This window comes from Nocardia carnea (assembly GCF_029869215.1).
Lineage (GTDB): Bacteria > Actinomycetota > Actinomycetes > Mycobacteriales > Mycobacteriaceae > Nocardia > Nocardia carnea_B.
Genome location: NZ_JARWPM010000422.1, coordinates 16,854 through 37,591, shown reverse-complemented (window position 1 = coordinate 37,591; position 20,738 = coordinate 16,854). Strand labels below are relative to the sequence as shown.

20 protein-coding genes are annotated in these 20,738 nt (G+C 65.8%); 8 read left to right on the top strand and 12 right to left on the bottom strand.

Annotated elements, in window-relative coordinates:
* On the top strand, positions 1-529 hold a 529-nt coding region (locus tag QH276_RS31395), incomplete at its 5' end, for a sterol desaturase family protein (RefSeq protein WP_280400147.1).
* Between the two features lie 78 nt (positions 530-607).
* Here QH276_RS31395 and QH276_RS31390 read toward each other — a convergent pair.
* The 4 genes from QH276_RS31390 to QH276_RS31375 form a co-directional block, all read right to left on the bottom strand.
* The gene (locus tag QH276_RS31390) at positions 608-1,459 is read right to left on the bottom strand and encodes a nucleoside hydrolase (RefSeq protein WP_280198212.1); all 852 of its coding nucleotides are present in this window, start codon (positions 1,457-1,459) and stop codon (positions 608-610) included.
* Positions 1,460-1,576: 117 nt separating this feature from the next.
* Positions 1,577-2,053: a DUF4254 domain-containing protein gene (locus QH276_RS31385; RefSeq protein WP_163847892.1), complete on the bottom strand. Its 477-nt coding sequence runs from the start codon at positions 2,051-2,053 to the stop codon at positions 1,577-1,579.
* Positions 2,054-2,058: 5 nt separating this feature from the next.
* The gene (locus QH276_RS31380; protein WP_280400146.1) at positions 2,059-2,514 is read right to left on the bottom strand and encodes a hypothetical protein; all 456 of its coding nucleotides are present in this window, start codon (positions 2,512-2,514) and stop codon (positions 2,059-2,061) included.
* Positions 2,515-2,659: 145 nt separating this feature from the next.
* Positions 2,660-2,956, bottom strand: a complete 297-nt coding sequence (locus tag QH276_RS31375) for a hypothetical protein (RefSeq protein ID WP_163847895.1) — start codon at positions 2,954-2,956, stop codon at positions 2,660-2,662.
* A gap of 166 nt (positions 2,957-3,122) precedes the next feature.
* On the opposite strand from QH276_RS31375, the gene QH276_RS31370 reads away from it, so the two are divergent.
* Together QH276_RS31370 and QH276_RS31365 are read left to right on the top strand one after the other, a co-directional pair.
* Entirely contained in the window at positions 3,123-4,001 is an 879-nt protein-coding gene (locus QH276_RS31370; protein ID WP_163847898.1) for a Scr1 family TA system antitoxin-like transcriptional regulator, read from the top strand.
* Positions 3,998-4,381 carry a DUF397 domain-containing protein gene (locus QH276_RS31365; protein ID WP_163847900.1) on the top strand — a complete coding sequence of 128 codons (384 nt, stop codon included), beginning with the start codon at positions 3,998-4,000 and terminating at the stop codon, positions 4,379-4,381. Before QH276_RS31370 ends, QH276_RS31365 begins: the two co-directional genes overlap by 4 nt.
* Positions 4,382-4,601: 220 nt before the next feature.
* Here the strand turns inward: QH276_RS31365 and QH276_RS31360 are convergent, their stop codons facing one another.
* From QH276_RS31360 to argS (QH276_RS31335), 6 genes are all read right to left on the bottom strand, one after another.
* A complete protein-coding gene (locus QH276_RS31360) occupies positions 4,602-5,618 on the bottom strand; it encodes a zinc-dependent alcohol dehydrogenase family protein (RefSeq protein WP_163847902.1) in 1,017 nt (338 codons plus the stop codon).
* A gap of 21 nt (positions 5,619-5,639) precedes the next feature.
* Positions 5,640-6,413 carry a nucleotidyltransferase domain-containing protein gene (locus QH276_RS31355; RefSeq protein ID WP_163847905.1) on the bottom strand — a complete coding sequence of 258 codons (774 nt, stop codon included), beginning with the start codon at positions 6,411-6,413 and terminating at the stop codon, positions 5,640-5,642.
* The gene (locus QH276_RS31350; protein WP_163847907.1) at positions 6,386-7,318 is read right to left on the bottom strand and encodes a class I SAM-dependent methyltransferase; all 933 of its coding nucleotides are present in this window, start codon (positions 7,316-7,318) and stop codon (positions 6,386-6,388) included. Before QH276_RS31350 ends, QH276_RS31355 begins: the two co-directional genes overlap by 28 nt.
* A 38-nt stretch (positions 7,319-7,356) precedes the next feature.
* Positions 7,357-8,784, bottom strand: a complete 1,428-nt coding sequence (argS, locus tag QH276_RS31345) for an arginine--tRNA ligase (protein ID WP_163847909.1) — start codon at positions 8,782-8,784, stop codon at positions 7,357-7,359.
* 11 nt (positions 8,785-8,795) lie between these two features.
* Positions 8,796-9,917, bottom strand: a complete 1,122-nt coding sequence (locus QH276_RS31340; protein ID WP_163847911.1) for an aldehyde dehydrogenase family protein — start codon at positions 9,915-9,917, stop codon at positions 8,796-8,798.
* A gap of 94 nt (positions 9,918-10,011) precedes the next feature.
* Complete coding sequence (gene argS, locus QH276_RS31335) at positions 10,012-11,790, bottom strand: arginine--tRNA ligase (protein WP_163847913.1); 1,779 nt, start codon at positions 11,788-11,790, stop codon at positions 10,012-10,014.
* Positions 11,791-11,896: 106 nt separating this feature from the next.
* Between argS (QH276_RS31335) and QH276_RS31330 the strand changes: the two genes are divergently transcribed.
* Positions 11,897-12,412, top strand: coding sequence for a nucleoside deaminase (locus QH276_RS31330; protein WP_309139384.1), 516 nt, complete (start codon positions 11,897-11,899; stop codon positions 12,410-12,412).
* Positions 12,413-12,553: 141 nt separating this feature from the next.
* Complete coding sequence (locus QH276_RS31325; protein WP_163847915.1) at positions 12,554-13,633, top strand: phosphotriesterase family protein; 1,080 nt, start codon at positions 12,554-12,556, stop codon at positions 13,631-13,633.
* 101 nt (positions 13,634-13,734) lie between these two features.
* Here the strand turns inward: QH276_RS31325 and QH276_RS31320 are convergent, their stop codons facing one another.
* Together QH276_RS31320 and QH276_RS31315 are read right to left on the bottom strand one after the other, a co-directional pair.
* Positions 13,735-14,610, bottom strand: coding sequence for a phosphotransferase enzyme family protein (locus QH276_RS31320; protein WP_163847917.1), 876 nt, complete (start codon positions 14,608-14,610; stop codon positions 13,735-13,737).
* Positions 14,607-15,818: a helix-turn-helix transcriptional regulator gene (locus QH276_RS31315; RefSeq protein ID WP_163847919.1), complete on the bottom strand. Its 1,212-nt coding sequence runs from the start codon at positions 15,816-15,818 to the stop codon at positions 14,607-14,609. Before QH276_RS31315 ends, QH276_RS31320 begins: the two co-directional genes overlap by 4 nt.
* A gap of 399 nt (positions 15,819-16,217) precedes the next feature.
* Between QH276_RS31315 and QH276_RS31310 the strand changes: the two genes are divergently transcribed.
* From QH276_RS31310 to QH276_RS31300, 3 genes are all read left to right on the top strand, one after another.
* Positions 16,218-17,384 (top strand): cytochrome P450, encoded by a 1,167-nt coding sequence (locus QH276_RS31310; protein WP_163847921.1) that lies wholly within the window; start codon positions 16,218-16,220, stop codon positions 17,382-17,384.
* Between the two features lie 68 nt (positions 17,385-17,452).
* Positions 17,453-18,718, top strand: a complete 1,266-nt coding sequence (locus QH276_RS31305; protein ID WP_163847923.1) for a cytochrome P450 — start codon at positions 17,453-17,455, stop codon at positions 18,716-18,718.
* 71 nt (positions 18,719-18,789) lie between these two features.
* Positions 18,790-20,607 carry a hypothetical protein gene (locus tag QH276_RS31300; protein WP_163847924.1) on the top strand — a complete coding sequence of 606 codons (1,818 nt, stop codon included), beginning with the start codon at positions 18,790-18,792 and terminating at the stop codon, positions 20,605-20,607.
* Positions 20,608-20,738: the final 131 nt, after the last annotated feature.

Genomic DNA, 20,738 nt, shown 5'->3' with positions numbered 1-20,738 from the left:
CGTCACCCGCTTCTACGGGCTCAACGGCCTGATGAAACACCCACTGCACCAAACCATCGAAATGACCGCCGGGGTCACCCCGCTACTGCTCGCCGGGATCCCGGTGCCGGTCGCCGCGGCACTGTCGCTGGCAGTGGCGGTACAGCTGCTGTTGCAGCACTCGAACGCCGACTACCGGGTTGGGCCGTTCAAGTACGTGCTGGCGCTCAACGAGGGGCACCGTTTCCATCATCTCAAATGGGCCGGTATCGGTGACGTGAACTTCGGGCTGTTCACGCTGATCTGGGACCACCTGCTGCGCACCTACAGCTACGACCCGCACCGCCGGTTCCACAGCACCGACCTCGGTATGGCCGCCAAACCCGACTACCCCACCAGCTACCTGGCCCAGTTCGCCGAACCCTTCACCCGCCACGGCGCCTGCCAACCCACAACCGAAGAAACGACCGCCGTGCTCAGCGCTGCCGAACACCGGGTCCTGGCGCGCAAGGGACTCGGTAACGGTGTTTCCGGCGGTTTCTCTCAGTAGGTTCGGTTCGGGCGTCGGGCCAGCGGTCGGCGAAGGTGATCGCGAACGCGTTGACCGCGGGCTTCCAGGATGCGTCGTTCATTCGATCGTGTTGTGCATCCAGGTCATGAAATCGCGGTGGTTGATCGTGCTGGACAGCTGCATCGTCCGTCCGTGGGAGGAACGGGAAAGTCGCGCGTCGGGGTGTATCTCGATTCGTTCGGTATGGAAGGAGACGAAGGGCAGCCCAAGGGCGGCGCTGAGCACCAGGGGTTCACGCAAACTGACCCGCGGTTCGCAGGCCGACCATGCCCGCAGGTGCGCCGCCGCCAGATCCGCCCACTCCGGTGGAGTTGGGTACTCGAATTTCTGAAGAATCGGGGAGTGAGGCGTGATCTGGAGGGCGTCGGCGTCGGTGTGGTCGCTGAGAACCAAGCGCGGTGTGTGCAGTGCACGCAGTGCTAGCCCGGCGGAGGTTGGGTCGACGCGGAAGTTGTCCGAGACGGGTGCCGTGCCGCGGGTGCGGTCGAGCGCCCCGCCCAGTTGGGTAACTACCACTCGGTCGGCGATCTCGGGCAGGCGGGAGATGGCAGCAGCAAGGTTGGACATCGGGCCCAACCCCGCCCACTGGACCCGGCGAGCGGTATCGCAGAGTTCGACCACGGCGGCGATCATGCGATCGAGACCACGGATACGCTCCATGAAATCCTCGCCGGCCACCGATGGCGAGTGGTCGTTGTCGAGGAGAAACCGGTCCTCACCGCCCAGGTCGAATCCGGCGACCACCCGCACCTCGGGCCGGCCGAGCGCATCCAGTGTGTGGCGGGCCAAGCGTGCGCGGCGGCCCCGAGTTTCGTCGGCGGTGACTACGGCCAGGTTTGGAACTACACACGCCGCGATAACCAACGCCACGAGACTTCCCGGTCGCCACCCGATATCGGTGTCGAGGATTACCAGATCATCGACTGTCCCATGGTGTGGTGGCTCCTGGTGGCTGGACGTGGATAGGTCGGGCGTGGAGATTGCATTGCTCCTTCCAGCGCGGGCGTCCGAAACGCCCAGGGGTGATTACGGGCAGGGAGTGCGGGGGAGTCGTCGGGCCCGGTGCGCGACTGCGGTGGTCAGGTCGGTGTAGTCGTCGATGAGTTCGGCGAGGCGATACCACGCGGCGTGCACCTCGGGGTCGGACGGTTCAGCGGTCATCAGCAGGTGGTACGCCCGAACTTGCTGCGCGGCGAGCCGATCTATCACCGTGCCCAACGATTCGGAGTGCAGGACCGCGTCCGGATGTGGCGGCGGCGCATGCTCGACCACCCAGAGATCGGCTTGCCGCGACAACTCGCTGCGGTACGGGCATCTCGGGCAGGCGGGGCCGCGGAGACGTTGCTGGTGCAGTTGCCCGAACCGGTAGGCGATCTGTGTCAGGGGGTGGGGGCCGATGTGGTGACCTCGGATGGCCGATAGCAGTGCTTCCCCGGTCGGGAACAGTGACTCCGCCGGGTCGGTGATGCGGGCGGGACGCGGAATTCCGGTGCTGGGGCGCATCTCGGTTACCGCTGTGATGTCAGGATTTGACGGCGGGTGGCAGCGAGCACGGTGGTCCGGGAGGGTAGGGCGCGGACGCTGGTTGGGGGCCAGATCCAGTACCAGGTGAGGGGCTGGTCGGTCATCGGCAGCCACACCTGCTGCCCGGTCGTCAGCACCCGCACTCCCGCACGGTGCAGCGCCATGCGGGCGGTGGCGCCGAGCGCTCCACCCGATCCTGGGCCGACGAGGAACACCCAGTCGCTGCGCGGCCGGTGATAGGTCAGTACCGGTGCCGTGACATCGTGGTCGTGTTCGAGTTCGTGGCGGACCAGGGTGCCCAGCTCCGGTGGCATCACCACGGCACCTAGCGATCGGGATGCGGTCACCGCGACCCGGCCGTACGTGCACGACACCGGGAACCCCATACCGCGGTAGGCGTAGGCCACCTCGAACGGAGTACGGCAGTTTTCGAACATCATTCCGCCTTCCGGTGACGGCCGCCGGTGACCACGAACAACGGAGATCCTGGGATCGGCCGCATCGAGGCCACCATGCGACGCCCGCGGGCCGCGCCCGCGCTGAATGCCACGATCGTGTTCGCCATCGGCCACGCCCTCCGCGCGTTCATCGCGGCGCCTTCAGCAACGACAGCGCGCGGCCTGCCAGCCCTCTCGACTGCGGCCACGGGCACTCTGCCGATGCCATGCTCACCAGTTCCAGCCCGGTCAGGCCCAGTAGCCTGCCGTGTTCGGCGAGCGCGGCAACCTCCTCGGCGGCGGCCAGAGCGGCGACTGCCTGCGCGGCGGAGAGGGTCCGACCGGGCAGATAGCTCACGACCCAGCCGGAGTCGCCGACACTTCGTGCACGGTGTGTTGTGCGGGGGCTGTCCATCGAATGCGATCGGATGCGGATCGTCGACATACCTGTCACCTCATCTACCAGCCGGAAGACATCTCGGAAGTGATTCAGAACAACTACTGGCGTAGAACGCGAATATATTCTGTAACTGTTACAGATGCAATAACTGACATGGTTCGTGATTCGAATAGCAGGGAGTATCGTGTTGACGAACGAGAGGAGTGCGCCGATGCATGTGTCCCCCGTGGTCGCGAGCTGGGAGCTGTCGCTGCGGCTTCGTCAGCGCCGGGAGCAACTGGGTATCGACACGCAGACCATCGTCAAGAAGGCGAAGTTGTCGCGGGGATACTGGGTGCTCATCGAGGGTGACCGCCGGATACCGGCAGAAGACAAGCTGCAGGCCCTGATGGACCTCTTCGAATTCGACGCCGAAGAGCAGGCCGAACTGCTGGCACTGCGGGCGGCGGCCAAAGGACGCGGCTGGTGGGCCAGGTACTCAGCCTTGTTCGGTCCTGAGCTGCTTCGGTTGTACGGGATGGAGGACGGTGCGCAGCGGATACGCACCTACGAAAGTGTGCTGATGCCTGGACTGCTGCAATCGGAAGAATACGTTCGCGCCTTGATGGTCACCGGCGTGGCCACCGTACTGCCAGTGGAAGTTGAACAGCGAGTCGAAGTCCGCATGCGCCGTCAGCAACGGCTCGAAGGCGACAACCCCCTGCACTTATCGGCGCTGATCGGTGAAGCCGCCCTCGTCCAGCAGATCGGCGGCCCGCACACCCTGCAGCGACAGCTCCTGCACCTGGCCGACGTGATCGAATCCCACCCTGAAACCATTGTCGTGCGGCTCATGCCGTTCACCGCTACCGAACGCTCCATCTTCAGCGGCGCGACATTCCACCTGCTCGACTTCGCCAATCCTAGGCTGCCGACCCTGGCCTGGCACGAGTCCACCGTCATGGGTGAACTCCTCGAAGACCGAGACAAAGACACCCGCGTCCGCGACCTCGGCGTCATCCACGACCGTGCGATGGCCCAGGCCATGAGCCGCGAGGCCACGCTCGACAGAATCCGCGCCATCACCGGTCAGATACAGTCAACGCTATGAGTAGGTCGGATTCAGTGCGCACCACCAACTGGTTCAAGTCCTCTCGATCGTCGGAAACGCAGTCCTGCGTCGAGGTGAAATTCGAGGGCGACCGGGTGTTCCTCCGCGACTCCAAATACCTCCGCAACCCCGAAAACAACCCCGCGACCCAACCGACGATCTCGCTCACCGTCAGCAGCTGGCCGGCCTTCTGTCGCTACGCCACCAACCCAGCTGCCGCTCTAGTCGGAACTGGGCTTCCCGGCATTGAGCAACGCCCCGACGGCCGGGCCACCGTCAGTTGCACCGAAACCGCTGTCGCGTTGGACTTTCTCCCGGATGAGTGGGCGGCTTTTGTTGCGGGCATAATCGCTGGCGAATTCGAACTTGTCGCTGCCTAGAGTCGAAGCTGTTTGTAGATCCTCGGAACTCGTGTCGGAATTTCAGAATGATCGGCGGTGACCCTAGAGGATCTGCCATGGTTGAGATTCCGCAGTCGTGCGAGCAGCACGTCATGCTCGGCCGGAGTTCTGCATTGGCACCAACGCGGGTGACCGGCGACTTCCTGCCGAACCGCGGCGTGCACGTTGCTTTGCCAGGAGAAGGCCGGACTTGCACGGGTCATGATTGGAGCAGTGCTTTGATGGCGGCACGCTCGTTCATTGCTTTGTAGCCGTCAGCGACATCGGCGAGCGGCAGTGTGAGATCGAAGACCTGGCCGGGGTCGATCTTTTCGTCGAGGACGAGGTCGATGAGATCGGGCAGGAAGCGGCGTACTGGCGCTGGGCCGCCGCGCAATCCGATGTGAGCGGAGACGAGTTCCTCGCCGGTTACCTGAACTCCCTGAGGGATGCCGACCAGGCCGACGTTGCCGCCTGTGCGCGCCGCGCGTAGTGCCTGGGTGACGGATTCGCTGGTGCCGACGCATTCGAGAACGGAGTCGGCGCCGATACCCTTGGTCAGGTCGTGGATTCGGGCGACTCCGGCCTCACCGCGTTCGCTGACGATATCGGTGGCGCCGAAGGTCGTGGCCAGCCTTTGGCGGTCAGGATGGCGGCTCATGGCGATGATGCGTTCGGCGCCGAGTTCTTTGGCGGCGATCACCCCGCATAATCCGACTGCGCCGTCTCCGACGACGACCACGGTGGACCCGGGGCGGACGTCGGCTGCGACGGCGGCGTACCAGCCGGTGCCCATCACATCCGATACGGCGAGCAGGCTGGGTATCTGGCTGGGGTCGGGTTGGTCGTCGGTGGCGACGAGGGTGCCGTCGGCGTGCGGGATGCGTATGTATTCGGCTTGGCAGGTGGTCAGGAATTCGCCGTGCACGCAGGCGGAATGGTAGCCGTTGCGGCAGTTCGGGCAGGTGTTGTCGGAGGTGGCGAAGGAACCGACGACGAACTGGCCGGGGATGATGCCGGTGACCTGGTCGCCGACTTCTTCGACGATGCCGACGTACTCGTGTCCCATAGGTTGTGGGGCGTCGACCGGTTCGATGCCGCGGTATGGCCACAGGTCGGATCCGCAGACGCAGGTTGCGACGGCGCGGATGATCGCGTCGGTCCTGTGAGTGAGGACTGGGTCGGGCAGTTCTTCACTGCGTATATCGCCGGGCGCGTAGATGATGGTGCCTCGCATCAGTACTCTCCTTCGGGGCGGTCAGACCGGCCTACGGGCGTGCGCGATCATCGATCCCAGATCGGGTCGCGCGCCGTTCGAGGCCCGGAATGGTTCTGACTCCTGGGCTGCGAGGCGGCGCCAGCGCTCAATCCAGGAGTCGAGGCGGGGTTGACTACTGGGTTCTTGTAGAGATCTGCGCCATGCACGCACGGCCTCAGGTTCACCGGTGCAGGCGAGATGACCAGCGGTGACAGTGGGCTTTACCCCCCATTCGGCCAATTCCGGTGGGTCGATATCGGGCTGTTGTCCGGATATCGGCGGGCCTGCGCACAGTGTGTTGAACTCGATGTGGTTGATCAGTGTCGCCAGGCATTGGGTGGAGTAGTCGGTGAATGCGGCGGAGCCGGTGAGTGGGGTTCCGGCCGTGCACATGCTGGCCCAGTATCGGTATGGCTGATCCTCGGGGCATAGGCGCAGCTGTGGGCGGGATGTCAGATCGAAGGCGCCGCCGTTGATGGCGGCGTCGAGATCGGCGGCGTAGCAGACCTCTCCGGGCCATTGCAGATCCGGAGTGCGGTCGAAGGGTGTGTGGAGGCGGATGTAGTTGCGGGTGAACTTCTCTCGCCGTGGGAAGGCCTCTGCTGCTGGTAGTTCGTTCGGCAGGACAACGAGCAGGTCGATGTCACTGTCGGAGGTGTCGGAGTCGGTGGCAGCGCTGCCGGTGAGGCAGGAGAAGACGGGTGCGTCGCCGAAGGCGTCGTAGACGGCTTCGGTGGCGGCGATGATCAGGTCGGTGGCAGGCACGTGTTCCACGGGTCTGTGGGTAGGTGTGTGGTCAGGTCGGTTTTGGCTTGGAAGTCGAGGAGGTGGACGCCGCTGGGGATTAGGACACGGCCGTCGCTGTGTTGGTGGGCTCGGGCGAATTCGGTGATCTCGGCGATGACGTCGGGGTCGTCGACCAAGGGTGGGTAGGTGTTGAGGTGGCCGATGCGGAACCACTGGATCGCGGCTTGGAGGTTCCCGGCGACGGCGACGCCGGGGAGGCGGCGGGTGGTGAGCTGGCCCCGACCGGTGCCTTCGGCGTCTTGGAGTTCGTGCTGGAGGAGGTTCCAGGTGAAGTCGCGGCCGGTTCCGGGGAAGGGTTGAATGCGTTCCCAGAGGCGGGTGACCAGGCGCTGTTCTGCAGTGGCGGCATCGAAGAACAGCATCAGCAGCCGGCCGCCGGGGGCGAGGAGTTCGACGAGGTTGTTGATGAGCGTGCGTGCTCGCGCGATACCGGCATCGAGGCTGCCGCTGGTGACGACCCCTTGTGCGGTGGTGGATTCGAAGCATTCGAGCAGTGGGTAGCTCATCGACCAGAAGGAGCCGATCAGATCGAGGCGGCGCTGTTGCTCGACGAACCGGGCCAGCACTGTTTCGGTATCGGCGCACACCGCTTCGGCATCGGGGAACAGTGTGCTGAACTGGTCGATCATTCCGGCGCTCTTGTCGGTGCCGATCAGGGTGCCTGCATAGGGAGCCAGAACCGTGGTGACGCGGCCGGGGCCACAGCCGAGGTCGAGGACACGGAGACGCTCGTGCTGTTCGGGGTCGCCGTAGAAGTAGCGGAGCTGGTCGCGGACGAGATCGGTGTCTTCGAGGCCGCCATAGTAGTGGGGAGGCAACATTGCCTCGTACACTCCGGCGTCGGCGTAGCCGATGTTGAACGGCTCAGCCATGGCCGTGCCCCTTTCTGGATGCTGATCGTCTCGGCCGTTCACACGAGCGGGTCGAGTGTGATGCCGAGGAAACTGGCGAGTCGGGTCTGTGTGTGGTGGAACCATCCGGAAATCTCGTCGGGCACCGGACCTGCGCGGGTGGCGGCCGAGTAGTGGTGGGACAGGCGCACGAGATGCTGTGCGGTGCCGTGGATGGTTCGCCGGCCGACATCACGGGCCAGCACAGCCGGGGTGGCAAGGATCGTGATCACGAGGCGGCGGAGCAGTTGCTGGTTCGGAGCATGGCCGGCCCGCTGAGCGGTGTAGGCGGCGGTGATGACAGCCCGCAATGGCCTGGCCGTGTCGAGGTCGGCGAGATCGATCGGGCGGGTTCGGCGGTGCAGGGCCATCGCGAGGGTGAGTGCGTGCACTCGGCGCAGACCGCCGTCGCGCCGGAGGTCACCGAGCGTGGTGAGCCGATTCTGCCGGGCCGAATATCTTCGCCCGGCGTGGCTGACCTTACCGACGGCGATATGTTCGAGTGGCGCGTCCGGGACCGCCGCGCGCAATGCGGTCTGGAGCAGGGTTTGTTCGGCGCCGATGACATGCAGCATCGCCGACCATGAGTGCGGCCGCCGCCGATGGGTGTTGGCGAGATCGCGGCTGAAATACAGCAAGGTGCCGTCGGCGCGCTGGACGGGTACCAACCCACTCGGCAGGCGCAGACAGGTGGTGCCGTTGATTCGGACGACATCACAGCGGTCGGTGAGCGCAGCTACCAGGACGGCCGGGTCGATGCAGAGGTCGGTTTCGCGGTCGAAGAGGTCGATCTTCGCGCCGAGCAGGCCCATATCGGCCACCGCCGCGGCGACCATCGCCTCGACCACATCCGCGGCGGGCTTGGCGTCGCCGAGTGGCCGGTGGATATCGACGACGGCCGGCAGCCACGGATTGGTGCTGAGGAGGCGGGCCAGATCGGCAGTCCGTGCGGCGAGGGCCATGTTTGCGTAGGCATACAGCACACCGATGGCCTCGTCGAACCGCAGTTCTGTCGGGATGTTGTCCAGACGTGCGGCGGTGAGGGCGCGTTGCAGGATATGTAGCTGGCGACCGCGATCGTTGACGAAATAGCGGGTTTGCACATCCGCGCCGCCGCTCCGGAACAACTCCGCCAACGTCGACCCGATCACGGTGCCGCGCATCGACCCCACGTGCAGAGGGTGCACCGGATTGATACTGGTGTGCTCCACGAGGACCCGCTGCCCGCGCAGACAAGTACGCCACTGGTCCCACAGCTGCTCCGGTTCGTGCTGGACCATCCACGCCAGCAGCGAGGAGGTACGGACCGGAATATGTTGCGCGGAACCCGCTCCGGTCTGACGGACCAGCTGCCCGTCCGGATACCAGTAGACAGGTGTTCCCGCTGGGATGCCGCGGTGGTGCAGATAGGAGTTGAGGCCGGGATGGTCGCGGATGAGCGTGCGCATGCGGCGCGGGATCACAGCGGGTCGGTCAGCGCATAGGGGACCAGGACCGGGCCGGTGCGGCGTCGCCCAAGACCGCGGACAACGGTGGTGCGCCGGTGCCCGCCGAACGCCGACCACGCATCCTCATGCTCGTACAGGGCGCTGTTGACCGCGACATGGCAGAAGTCGAGCGTCCCGAAAACCGGCAACCCGGCCCCGAACACGGTCAACCCCAACGCGTAGTCACCCAGCGCAAGCATCTCAGCGAGGTCGCCGTCGCCGCGGTAGCTGACCACCGGCAGGATCGGGCAGTACTTCTCTTCCAGCACGATCGGCGCGTCAGCCGCCGCCTCGATAATCCCCAGCCCACAAACCCGGCCATCGTGTTCGGGTGCGCGCAAAACAGTGCCGTGACCGGCCGGGTCGGCGAGCCAACGATCGGTGAGACCGCTGAGCAGCAGCGGCCCGAGCTGAGTGTCCGGATCAGCGTTCGCGCCGATCCGCACCCGCCCCGCCGCGGCCAGGAGAGCGTCGATGAAGTCGGGGTAGACGGCATGGTGCACATAGACGCGTTCGGTCGCCATGCAGTCCTGGGAGCTGTTGAAGATCCGGGTCGCGATCACCGATTCTGCTGCGGCCTGGATATCGGCGGTGTCGGTGACGACCACGGCGCAGACACCGGGACCTTGACAGATCAGGCGAACACGGTCGGGCAGATCCTGGTCGAGCCGCGCCGCGTGCTCGGCGCTGCCGCAGTACACCATTCCATCGGCGTGCTCGGCGGCCGAGGCCGCGAACTCACCCCATGGCTGGTCGACCAGCTCCACCGCCAGCCCAGCCTCGGCTGCCAGCGCGTACAGCAGGTGAGCACAGTCGCGAGAGGCACTCGCCGGCCTGGCGACAACGCGATTACCGGCCAGCGCGGGTGCGAGCGCGAACAGCAGTGTCGAGTACAGCGGCAAGGTAGCCGGAGTGGCCGCGAACACTGTGCCGATACTCTGTCGTTGCGACAGCCACCCGGTGGCGGGACCGGGAGTCAATGCCGCCAGTACCCAGTCCAATTCGGTGACGGCCGTCGCATGTGTTTCGACTTCCAGCAGCGCCGTGGTCAGATCCGATCGCTGAGCCCGCACCGCCTCGGCCAACTGAGCCATCCGGGTATGCGGTGCAGTCGATAACGGAACCGGAGCATCCATACTCGAAAACGCTAGCAGGACACCCCTTGTCGGCGCAGCCCAAAATGTGGAGTCAAATACGCTCTGGCGCAGCTATTCCCATCAAATCGAGCCCTTTGGCCAGGGTGTCGCCGGTCAACTGACACAGCGCGATCCGGTTGCCACGCACCCGGGGATCCTCGGCCTTGAGGACCGGGCACGCCTCGTAAAACGAGGTGAACGTCTGCGCGAGCGCGTACAGGTACCCGGCCAGCCGGTGGGGTTCGAGGCTGTCAGTGACATCGGCGACGGCCTTGCCGAACTCATCCAACTGTAGCCCCAATGCGCGTTCCGCCGGCTCGAGAACCAAACCGGTATCCACCACGGGCGAGGTGTCGGCAGCCGCGACGTTGCTCAGGATGGACCGGATGCGGGCGTGTGCGTACTGCAGGTACACGCCGGTGTTGCCGGTGAAGTTGACCATGCGGTCCACGTCGAAGACGTAGTCCTTGATCCGCGAACCGGACAGGTCTGCATACTTCACCGACCCGATTCCCGCGGCTTCGGCCACCTGATCCAATGCTTGTGCGTCCAGGCCGTGTGCTTTTTCCGCCACGATCTCCCGCGCCCGATCCACGGCCGAGTCCAGCAGTTCGGTCAGCGGGATCGTGGACCCGGAACGAGTCTTGAACGGTTTGCCGTCCGGGCCCAAGACCGTACCGAACGGCACATGAATCGCCTGCACGTCATCGGTCAGCCAGCCCACCCGGCGAGCGGTGGCGAACACCATCTCGAAATGCTGAGCTTGCCGGGCATCGACGACATACAGAATCTTCGTCGCTTCAAGGTCGCGGACCCGATAGCGGATCGTCGCCAAGTCGGTGGCCGCGTACCCGTAACCACCGTCGCTCTTGCGCACAATCAGCGGCACCGGGTTGCCGTCCGGGCCGGTGAACTCGTCGAAGAACACGCACAACGCGCCGTTGCTCTCGACCGCGATACCGAGCCGGACCAGCTCGTCGGTCACCTCGTCCAGATACCGGTTGTAGGTGGACTCGCCCGCCGAATCCTGCGGCGTCAGCAACACCCCCAACCGGTCATACAGTGCCTGGAACGACAGCTGCGACTCGGCGACCAGATCACCCCACACCCGCAGCGTGTCCGCGTCCCCGGCCTGCAAGGCAACAACCCGCGCCCGCGCACGATCAGCGAACCCAGCATCGGCATCGAACTTCTCTCGAGACTGCCGATACAACCGGTCCAACGCGGCAATCGGAGCGTCCGCACCATCGGCCAGATCGTCGTGATGCCACTTCGCCTCCGGGTGCTCGTCGATGTACTGGATCAGCATCCCGAACTGCGTACCCCAGTCGCCGAGATGGTTCTGGCGGATCACCTGCGCACCCAAAAACGACAGCGAGCGCGCGAGCGCGTCACCGATGATCGTGGTCCGCAGATGCCCGACATGCATCTGCTTGGCAATATTCGGCGACGAGTAATCGATCACCACCCGCTCACCCTCGAGCGGCCGGCCGACCCCCAACCGGTCCGCGTCCCTGCGCGCAGCCACCTGCGACCAGATCGACGAATCGGTGACCGTGATATTCACGAACCCCGGACCCGACAGCTCCGTGGCAGCGATCACATCATCGCGCAGTTTCCCGGTAATCGAACCCGCCACCTCACGCGGCGGACGGCCCAGCTTCTTGGCCAACGACAAGGCCACATTGGACTGGAAATCGGCATGGTCGGAACGGCGGACCAAAGGATCGGCCCCCGCGACATCACCCGGCAACGCCGCGGCCATCGCCTCCGACACCGCGTCGGCCACCGCAACCGCCAGGGACCGCACCGAACCCTGCACTCGAGTCATCCTCGAACCTTCCACCCGCTACCTGCACACGACCGCCGTTCAGCGTACGCAATCACCCAGAACCCCAGGTTTGACGACCCACCCCTCCCACCGAACAATAGCGGGCGTGCAGCGACGAGTTCCCACCCACCAGTACCACCCCTGGATGCGACAGGCCATCGAACTCGCCCGAACGCGCGTACCCCCCAGCGACGACCCGCCCGTCGGCGCCCTCGTCTACGACCACGACAGTCGCCTGCTCGGCCAGGGCTACCACGACCGACCTGGCACCGGCGACCCCACCGCCTACGCCGAACTCACCGCCCTGCGGCAAGCCGCCGACGCCGTCGGTGGATGGCGCCTCGACGGCTGCACCGTCGTCACCACCCTCGAACCCGGCGTGATGGCCGCAGGAGCCCTGGTCCTCGCGCGCATCCAGCGCCTCGTCATCGGCTCATGGGACCCCTACCACGGTGCGGTCTGCTCCCAATGGGACCTGGTCCGCGACCGCCGCCTCAACCACCGGCTCGAAGTCGTCTCCGAGGTCCTCACCGACGAAACCGACCCTCTCATCACCGACTACCTCGAAGTCGAGAAGTACCACGCCGAACAACGCAGAATCGACATGAAACTCGGGCTGTGACCTGAATCCACTCGCGAGGTCGTCGGTTGATGGTGGAGTTATCGCAGACAGAACCAGCGGTCGGTCGACGGAGCCGGCTCCCAGTGAAAAGGGCACGTAGAGATGGTGGCCGGAGGCCGTGAACCGAACTGGATCGGTACCGTGAACACGGTCGCTGGCCCCTTGCCGCCAAGTGCGCTCGGACCGACCACGATGCACGAGCACATCCTCACCATCGGCGGCGAAACCTTTCGCGACCGATACCGCCAGAGGCTGCCGCAAGCAACGGACGATATCTGGGACGTGCCTCTCACTCTCGCGAATCGAGGCCGACTGGACTATGAATTCACAGCTCAGCGCGCGAACCTTACGCTCGACGATGACGAGATCGCTGTCGCTGAGCTGCGCGAACTGGCACAAGCTGGCGGTCGCGCGGTCGTCGAAGCCAGTGGAATCGGGCTGCGCAGTGACCCGCGCCGGATCGCGGCCGTGGCCGCCGAGGTGGCCATTCAAGTCATCATGTCGACCGGGTTCTACTGCTCAGATTTCTGGCCCGAATCCTACTGGGACGCCACAATCGACGAACTCACCACGCTACTGATACGCGAGCTCACCGACGGAATCGGGGACACGGGTATCCGCGCCGGCCACATCAAATGCGGGGTCAAATCACTGGACGAACGCGAGCACAGAATGCTTCTAGCGGCCGTCGAAGCCTCCCAAGAAACCGGCGCACCGGTGACGGTGCATCCCGGATCCGGGACGGGGCGGCAGATCGCCCACATACTGCTCGACGCCGGGCTCGACCCAGGGCGAATAGTTCTCGCTCACGCCGACGCATACATCGTTGAAAGCAATCTGCGCCGGCTGGTCACCGACCCCGCGTCCTGGGTCGTCTCACTCGACTACCACCACGAGCTGCTGGACCTCGGCGTGACCCTCTCCTTCGATTGCTTCGGGCAGAACTGGGCCGAGCCGGACCTCGGAATCGTCATCGAGAACGATTGGCAGCGGCTCGCCGCCGTCACCGCACTCGTAGGCGAAGGCTACTCGTCGCAGCTTGTCCTGGGTACCGACGTGTTTCTGCCGATGCTGACCCGCCGCGGGGGTGGCCACGGGTACCGTCACTTGTTCAAGCGGATTCTCCCCTGGCTGTCGGAAGTTGGCATATCGAGCACCGATCTGGAACAGATGACGACGGCGAATCCGCGCCGGTTACTGACACTGTCCGCGCAGGTGTGAAGAGGTTCGTCGGAAGTCCCTCACAAAGCCATCTTGTCCATCAATCAGGCTCGTTCGGCACGCGCGCATGTCCTTGCCGATCTTGGTGACCGGCGTGGCACCTACACGCTGGCCCACGGTGCCGCTGCTGTCGGGTCCTGCAGACTCCGGAGCCGGGTGGTGAGTTCGGTGTGGGCGCGGGTGTCGCCACGTTGCGCGCGGCGGATGTAGCTGGTGAGCGTGTGGAGGTCGCGCATACGGACCAGCACATCGAAGAGCGGCTCGCCGCGAGGGTCGTGTCCGTAGGCGCGCAGAAAAGCATCGATGTCAGCTTCGCGGAGGCCGAATCTTCTGGCCTGCACCGTGTTGGCGAGATCCAGCTCGCGCGGAGCGATCGAGGTTTCATCCCAGTCACCGAGGAGTACCGTGTCGCCGGCCCAGAGGGTATTTCCGGTGTACGCGTCGCCGTGGACCATGCCGCGGCCCAGGAGGGTGGGCTGGGTTCGATACTCGGCGATGAGCCGCTCGGCCTGCTCGCTCAACCAGCGCCGGTCCGCCGCAGACAGCATTGTCGGCGTGAGGTCGGGGGTGAGGATGCTGACGAGCCCGATCAGCGGCTGGTAGTCGGGCAGTGGGAAGGGTGGTGCCGGGAGGGTATGGAGCTGTGCCAGGATCTCGCCGAGGTGCTGTGGCGATGGCCGGTCGGTGCGGTGCTGGGGGTAGTAGGTCCAGAACGTGACTGTCGAACCAGCGATATCGATCGCGTGGTCGAGGGCGGGTTCGGTAACCGGTAGGTCATGGTCGGCGAGCCAGCGGGTGATGGTGAGCGAGGCTTTCGCCCGGAGTCCGGCGTGGTCGTTGCCGTTGATCCGGGCCACGACACCCGCCGAGGGCAGGTGGTAGACGCTGTTGCTGTGCGCGTGCAGCAGCTCGGCGCCATCAGCAGGGATCCCGGCCAGGCGACAGGCTGCGAACAGGATGTCGTCGGTGGGTGTCATTCCAGGTGCCGGGACGAGGTGAGCATGTTGATCTCCTCGCTGAGCTCGACGGTGGTTGGGTCGTTGGCATAGTGGGTGCTCGACAGGGCGGTGTCAACTGCGCGCAGGCCGTCGGCGATGGGCTGGATGCGCTGTTCGCTGGGTAGCCGTAGTACGGGGGTCAGGATTTCTCTGGCGCCGTCGAGTTCGCCGGAGTGGATGCGTCCGATAGCGACGTCGGCGCGGGCGAGTGCTTCGTCGCCGTAGGAGCGTTCGGTTGCGGGCCCGGACTCGTAGGCCGAGATTGCCTCCAGCGCCCATCGTTGGGCGTGCTCGTGTTCGCCGAGTAGACGGTGGGTGGATCCGAGGTAGTAGGCCATTTTGCTGGGCGGAAATCGAAGTGCGCCGCCGAGCATGGTGAGTTCGTCGTGGGCAGCGGCTTCCGCGGCCTGGATGCTTCGTGTGATGGCGGCTCGGGCGGCGTCCGCGCGGCCGATCCGGGCGGCGCATCGGGCTTCGATGGCTGCCAGTCGTACCTGTTGCTCGCCGACAGGTGCAATTGATGCGGCTTTGGCCGCGAGTTCCATAGCTTCGGCTGGGCGGCTGTTCCATTCCCAGATCAGTGCGCGGGTGCCCTCGGCCCAGGCGTGCAGTCCGGGATGTCCGAGGTTGACAGCGATCGCTTCGGCGGCGCGGGCGTGGCGCTCGGCGGCGCGGGGATGACCGAGGTTCTCGGTGACGTGCGCGAGCAAGTCGATGGTGATGCCGCCCAGGAGAACCAACTCACGGGCTCGTGCCGGTGCAGGACCGGTGTGCAGAGCAGCGCGGATCTCGCCGCGCAGTGCCCGCAGGCGTTCTATCAGCGGAAGCGGTGTGGCACAGACGAACTGGCGGCCGATCGCAGTGAGCTCATCGGCGACCTGGGCGCTATCCAGCTGCCCGCCAGTCGCGGTGATCCATTCGGCGAATTCGGTGGATTCTCGTGCCGCGGTCACCAGATCGTCATCGCCATTGTGAGGGCGGCTGCGTTCGATGAGCCTTACGAGGCTGCCGCCGGCATCGAGCGCTGTGTCGATTCGGGCGGCGATATCCGCTGTGGGCGTGCGCTTTCCGCGCTCGATTCGGCTCAGGGCCCCTCGGTCATAGCTGATCAGGCGGGCGAGTTGGTCGGCTGTGAGGCCGTGTGCGGTCCTCAGCCGCTTCATGGCCGAACCGAATTCCCCACTCACGAATACCCCTCTGTTTGCCTATCGTGCTGGGCCGATTCGGGGCCAATTCTTTTGGCCCGCAGCTGGCCCCAGCAACCCCTGGTCAAGGGTGTCCTTGACACGTCAGCATCGTAACCAGCACCCGGTCGGCGTGCTTGGCTCCGCGGAAATTCGCAAGCGGCGGTGTCCAGTGCCGGCGCGACCCGTTCCCCTCACGGGGCTCGCGACGACAACGCAGGAAATACCGCATCCGACCGGGTGCCCGCTAGACGCGATCCCACTGCGACAGAGCTTTCCCGACGCTTGGAGTATGTTGTGAGCAGGCTATCTACCCAGTACGAGGCGACTTGCGGCCCGGGAACGCCGGTACCCGACCTTGCGGTTACGCAGACGTCGCCGGTTGCTCCGGACGATCGTGCTGTGCCGCTGTACACCGCGGGGTTCGCCGCTGATCCGGCTCGCTGGTTTCGGGAGTGGGAGGGTGAGTTCGGGTCGCTGGTGCCGGTGGAGTTGGCCCCGGGAGTACCGGCGATGTTGGTGCTGGGGCATCGGGAAGCGTTGAAGATTCTGCACAATCCCGACACCTTCCCCGCCGATCCGAGCGGGTGGCAGCGGAATGTGCCCGGGAATTGCCCGGTTCGGCCGTTGTTGGAGGCGGGCCCGACACCGGCACGGACTGCGGGGGTCGAGCATGCCCGGTACCGGGGTGCGCATGTCGCGGCGTTGGCGCGGGTCGATCAGCACATGCTGCAGGCCGAGGTGGAACGGTACTCGGTCGCGCTGATCAACGCGTTCTGGGCGGTGGGGTCGGCGGAGCTGCGGGCACAATTCGCTTACCCGCTGGTGTTCGAGACCGTAAACCGGCTGGTGGGTGTATCGGGGGATGCCTCGACTGCGCTGGCGTCGGTGCTTGCGGCGCTCACCGATGTTCGCGACGTCGACGCTGCTGCGGCGGGGCGGCGACTGCTGGATTCGGTGCTGTTTAAGGTGGTGCAGGGCAAGCGGGCGGCACCCGGTGAGGATGTGGCGTCGTGGCTGCTGGCACACGAGGCGGGTTTGTCGGAGGCCGAGGTGGTGGCCCAGCTCGCACTGATTTATGAGATGGCTGTCGAACCCACCACGGCGTTGATCCTGAACACGATCCGGTTGATCCTGACCGACGACCGGTTCGCTGCCGCGCTGGGTGGGAGCCTGTCCACCCGGGAGGCCCTGGACGAGGCGCTGTTCACCGACCCGCCCCTGATGAACTGGTGCGTGCGCTACCCGCACGTGCCCCAGTTGATGGACAACGGTGTCTGGTTGCCCGCGCATCAACCGGTGATCGTCAGCCTGGCCGACTGGCACAGCGGTCCCGCCGCCCAGGCCGACCGCCGTGGTAACCGCTCACACCTGGCGTTCGGCGCCGGGATCCATGGCTGCCCCGCCGACGGGATCGGGCTGCTGATCGCGACCATCGCTCTCGACCAGCTCATGGACGCGGTCCCGGATATGCGCCCGGCCGGGCAGCTGGCGTGGCAGGCGAGCCCGTTCCACCGGTCCCTGACCGCGTTGCCCGTGGCTTTCGAGCCAGTCCGGTCACTTCCCTAGGCCAATTGTCCACGCCATTTCTGTTCCCGGTTGTCGTGATGCACGTGTTGTAAGGAAAACGAGAAGCCATGCTCAGCCCTCAGTCGCTGTCCCGTAGCGGCACCTGTTCGATCGAAGAACTCGGTCCCCGTACCCCGCTCTACACGCCCGCTTTCGCTATAGCCCCCTACGCCGCCTACGAGCGCATGCGCCAAGGCGGACGAACCCTGGCCCCGGTCGAACTCGCCCCGAATATCCCCGCCACCCTGGTTATCGGCTACCACACCGCGGTGCGGGTCCTCAATGATCCTGACCGGTTCCCGGCCGACCCGCGGGTATGGGAGAAATCGCTGCCGGATGATCACCCGTTGCTACCGATGCTGGGATGGCGGCCCAATGCCCTGCGGACCGCGGGCAAAGAGCATGCCGGCCACCGGGATGCGCTGCAGACTGCGCTGTCGGTAGTGGATCTGCATGCGGTGCGGGAACGCACGATCCGGGTCGCCGCCTCACTGATCAACCAGTTCTGCCAGGCCGGCGAGATCGAACTGATCGAGCATTACATCACCCCGCTGGTGTTCACCGTGCTCAACGAGACCGTCGGCTGCCCACCCGGGATCGGTGAACGGCTGCGTGTGGCGATCGCGGCCATGTTCGAAGGCGTCGATACCGAGCACGTGAACGCCGAGGTGGCAGCGGCACTGTTCGAGTTGATCGAACTCAAACGCCGCACACCCGCCGCCGATATCGCGTCCTGGCTGGTGCACCGGTGCCCGAACCTGTCCGATGAGCAGCGGATGCATCAGCTGGTCACGATCTACTCCGCAGGGATCGAGCCGGTGCACAACCTGATCGCGAACACGATCCGGCGGATGCTGACCCATGCCCGCTACCGCCACGACAACACTCACTTCACACCCCCGGTGCGTGATGCGGTCGAAGAAACCCTCGCGGACGATCCGCCGATGGCCAACCTCTGCAACAGCTACCCGCGCCAGCCCGTTCTGGTCGATCGGGTGTGGCTTCCGGCGGACCAGCCGGTGCTGGTGAGCATGGCCGCCTGCAACACCGACCCCGCAATCGTCGGGTCCCAGGGCTGGACCGACAACCGCGCGCACCTGGCCTATGGCAGCGGTCCGCATGCCTGCCCGGGTATGGCGCGGGAGATGTCGAAACAGATCGGGATCGAGGCGATCGCGCAGTTCTTCGATGCCTTCCCCGAGGCCGAGCTCGCCGTTTCAGCGGACGAGGTGCCGTGGCGAACCGGCCCGTTTCACCGTGCCCCCGCGGCAGTGCCCGTCGCGTTCCCACCCACACCGCCGTTGATCATCCCACCGGCACCGGCCCACCGATGACACCCCGGCGCTCGGTCGTCGGCCGCCACGCCCGTATCTCCGGATTCCGCACCACGGAAAAGAGGGACACCATGACCACCACCATTACCGATCTCGTCACCCCCATCGGCTACCGAGGTGAGGACCCGACCGTCGCCGGGCTGCGCGGGGCGCTGTTCGGTGAGCATCTCGGCACGCACCGCGCCGCGATGGACATCATGCTGAGGCTCGGCGATGTTGCTCCCGGCGACGACGTCACCTACCGGGAAGAGACTCGGGTCGGGCCGGCGCTGCTGCCCCAGTTGATCGAGGATCTCGGGCTCCCGGCGCGCAAGATCGCTCAGGGCGTGCACGTGCGGGGCGCGGTCTGCGATAGCGCGGCAGTCGCCGCGACGCACGTATTGACAGTGCTGAACGGCCATTTCGCGTTGACGTGCCGCGCGCTGCTCGAGCTGGGCAACGACAGCGACTATGTGCAGCGGTGCTTGGCCGATCTGGACAGCGGTAAGACGCTGGGTGTGTTCGCACACACCGAGTTGGGCGGGACCAACGGTGGCGCGGATCTGCAGCTGATCGCGGTACGTGATCGCGCGGCGGGCGGCTACCGTCTCTACAGCCCCAGCATCGAGGCGGTCAAAGCGATGGCCAACCTCGCCGCTCCCGATGTGCCGGCCATCGCCGTGTTCACCGCGCGCCTGGTGGAGGACGGTGAGGACAAGGGTGTGCTGGCGTTTGCGTCGCGGGTCCGGAACGTCGACGGTGTCCTGGCCGAGGGCGTGGAAATCCACACTCTGCCACCGAAACACGGCTCAGCCATGCCGCATGCCTTGATCAAGCTGAACGGGCTGTTCGTCCCGCAGGACGGGATCCTGTGCGGGGATTGGGGCGGGTTCGATGACACCGGGGCCTTCGTGTCCGAGGTCCCGGTCCGCGAACGGTTCCAGCGAACGGTTGGGCCGTTGATCCATGGGCGCCTCGATCTGGGTATCGCGATGAACCGCAGCGCCGGGGCCGGGGTCGCGGCTGCGGTCGGGTTCACGGATCAACGTCCCCACGGTGACAGTGACGCCTTGCAGCGCGATATCGTCACCGCCGTCGCCGACACGTTCGCGTGTGGCGTGCTGGGGCGGATGGTGCGCGATCTGGTGGCGGCCGGACCCGATACCCAGCCTCCGCTGGGCCTGTGGGTGATGGTGCTCAAACCAGTGTTGACCACCCTCGCCCAGGACGCGCTGATCGTGTGCCGCGAACGGTTGGCCGCGCACGGGATTCTGCGCTGCAACTACCTCCCGGATGCGATCGCCAACGTCTTCGGCGGGAAAACCGCCGAAGGCGACACCCTCGCTCTCCAAGTCGCGGCGGGGCGGGTTGCGAAAACCTTGTGCCTCCTGACACTTCCCGGGACACCGGCGGAGAAGCCGTGGTGGCTCGAGATGATCACGGTCCGCGAAGACCACCTTGCCACCGATCTCCACCTCGCGACCGGCATCGACCGCGACGAGTACGAGCCCGACGGGGATGCGCTGGGTCTGGACTCCGCCCGCGCCGATATGGCCCACACCACCGGGACACGCCTGGCGGTGACCGCCGCGCTCATCGCCGCCGAGGAAGCCACCGACCCCCACGCGGCCACCGTGGCGTACTCGGTGGCTGCGGTGGTCGCACTGGGTTACCTCGCCCCGCTTGGGACGTGGTTCCAGCGGCGGGGGATGCAATCCGATCAATGCGCGGCCGAGATCGAAACCGACCTCCTGTACCACCGCCGCATCCTCGTCGACAACCTCGTCATGGTGGCCGCGGCCTTCGATGTCCCGCAACTGCCCGGGGCGCCGGTATTCGCCCCGGACTACAAGCAGTCGTTCAGTGAACTCACCGGTTGGGGCCCCGACAACTTTGCCCAGTCGCAATGACCTCTGGGCTGCGGTGGGGTATGGGCCAGGACCGCGATCGGTGGTCCCGCCGGCACGCTGACTGCGCCAGCGACGCCGAGTTCGCATCGCTGGGTGAAGCGATGTTCGTCCGTACTGCACACGGCGGTCAC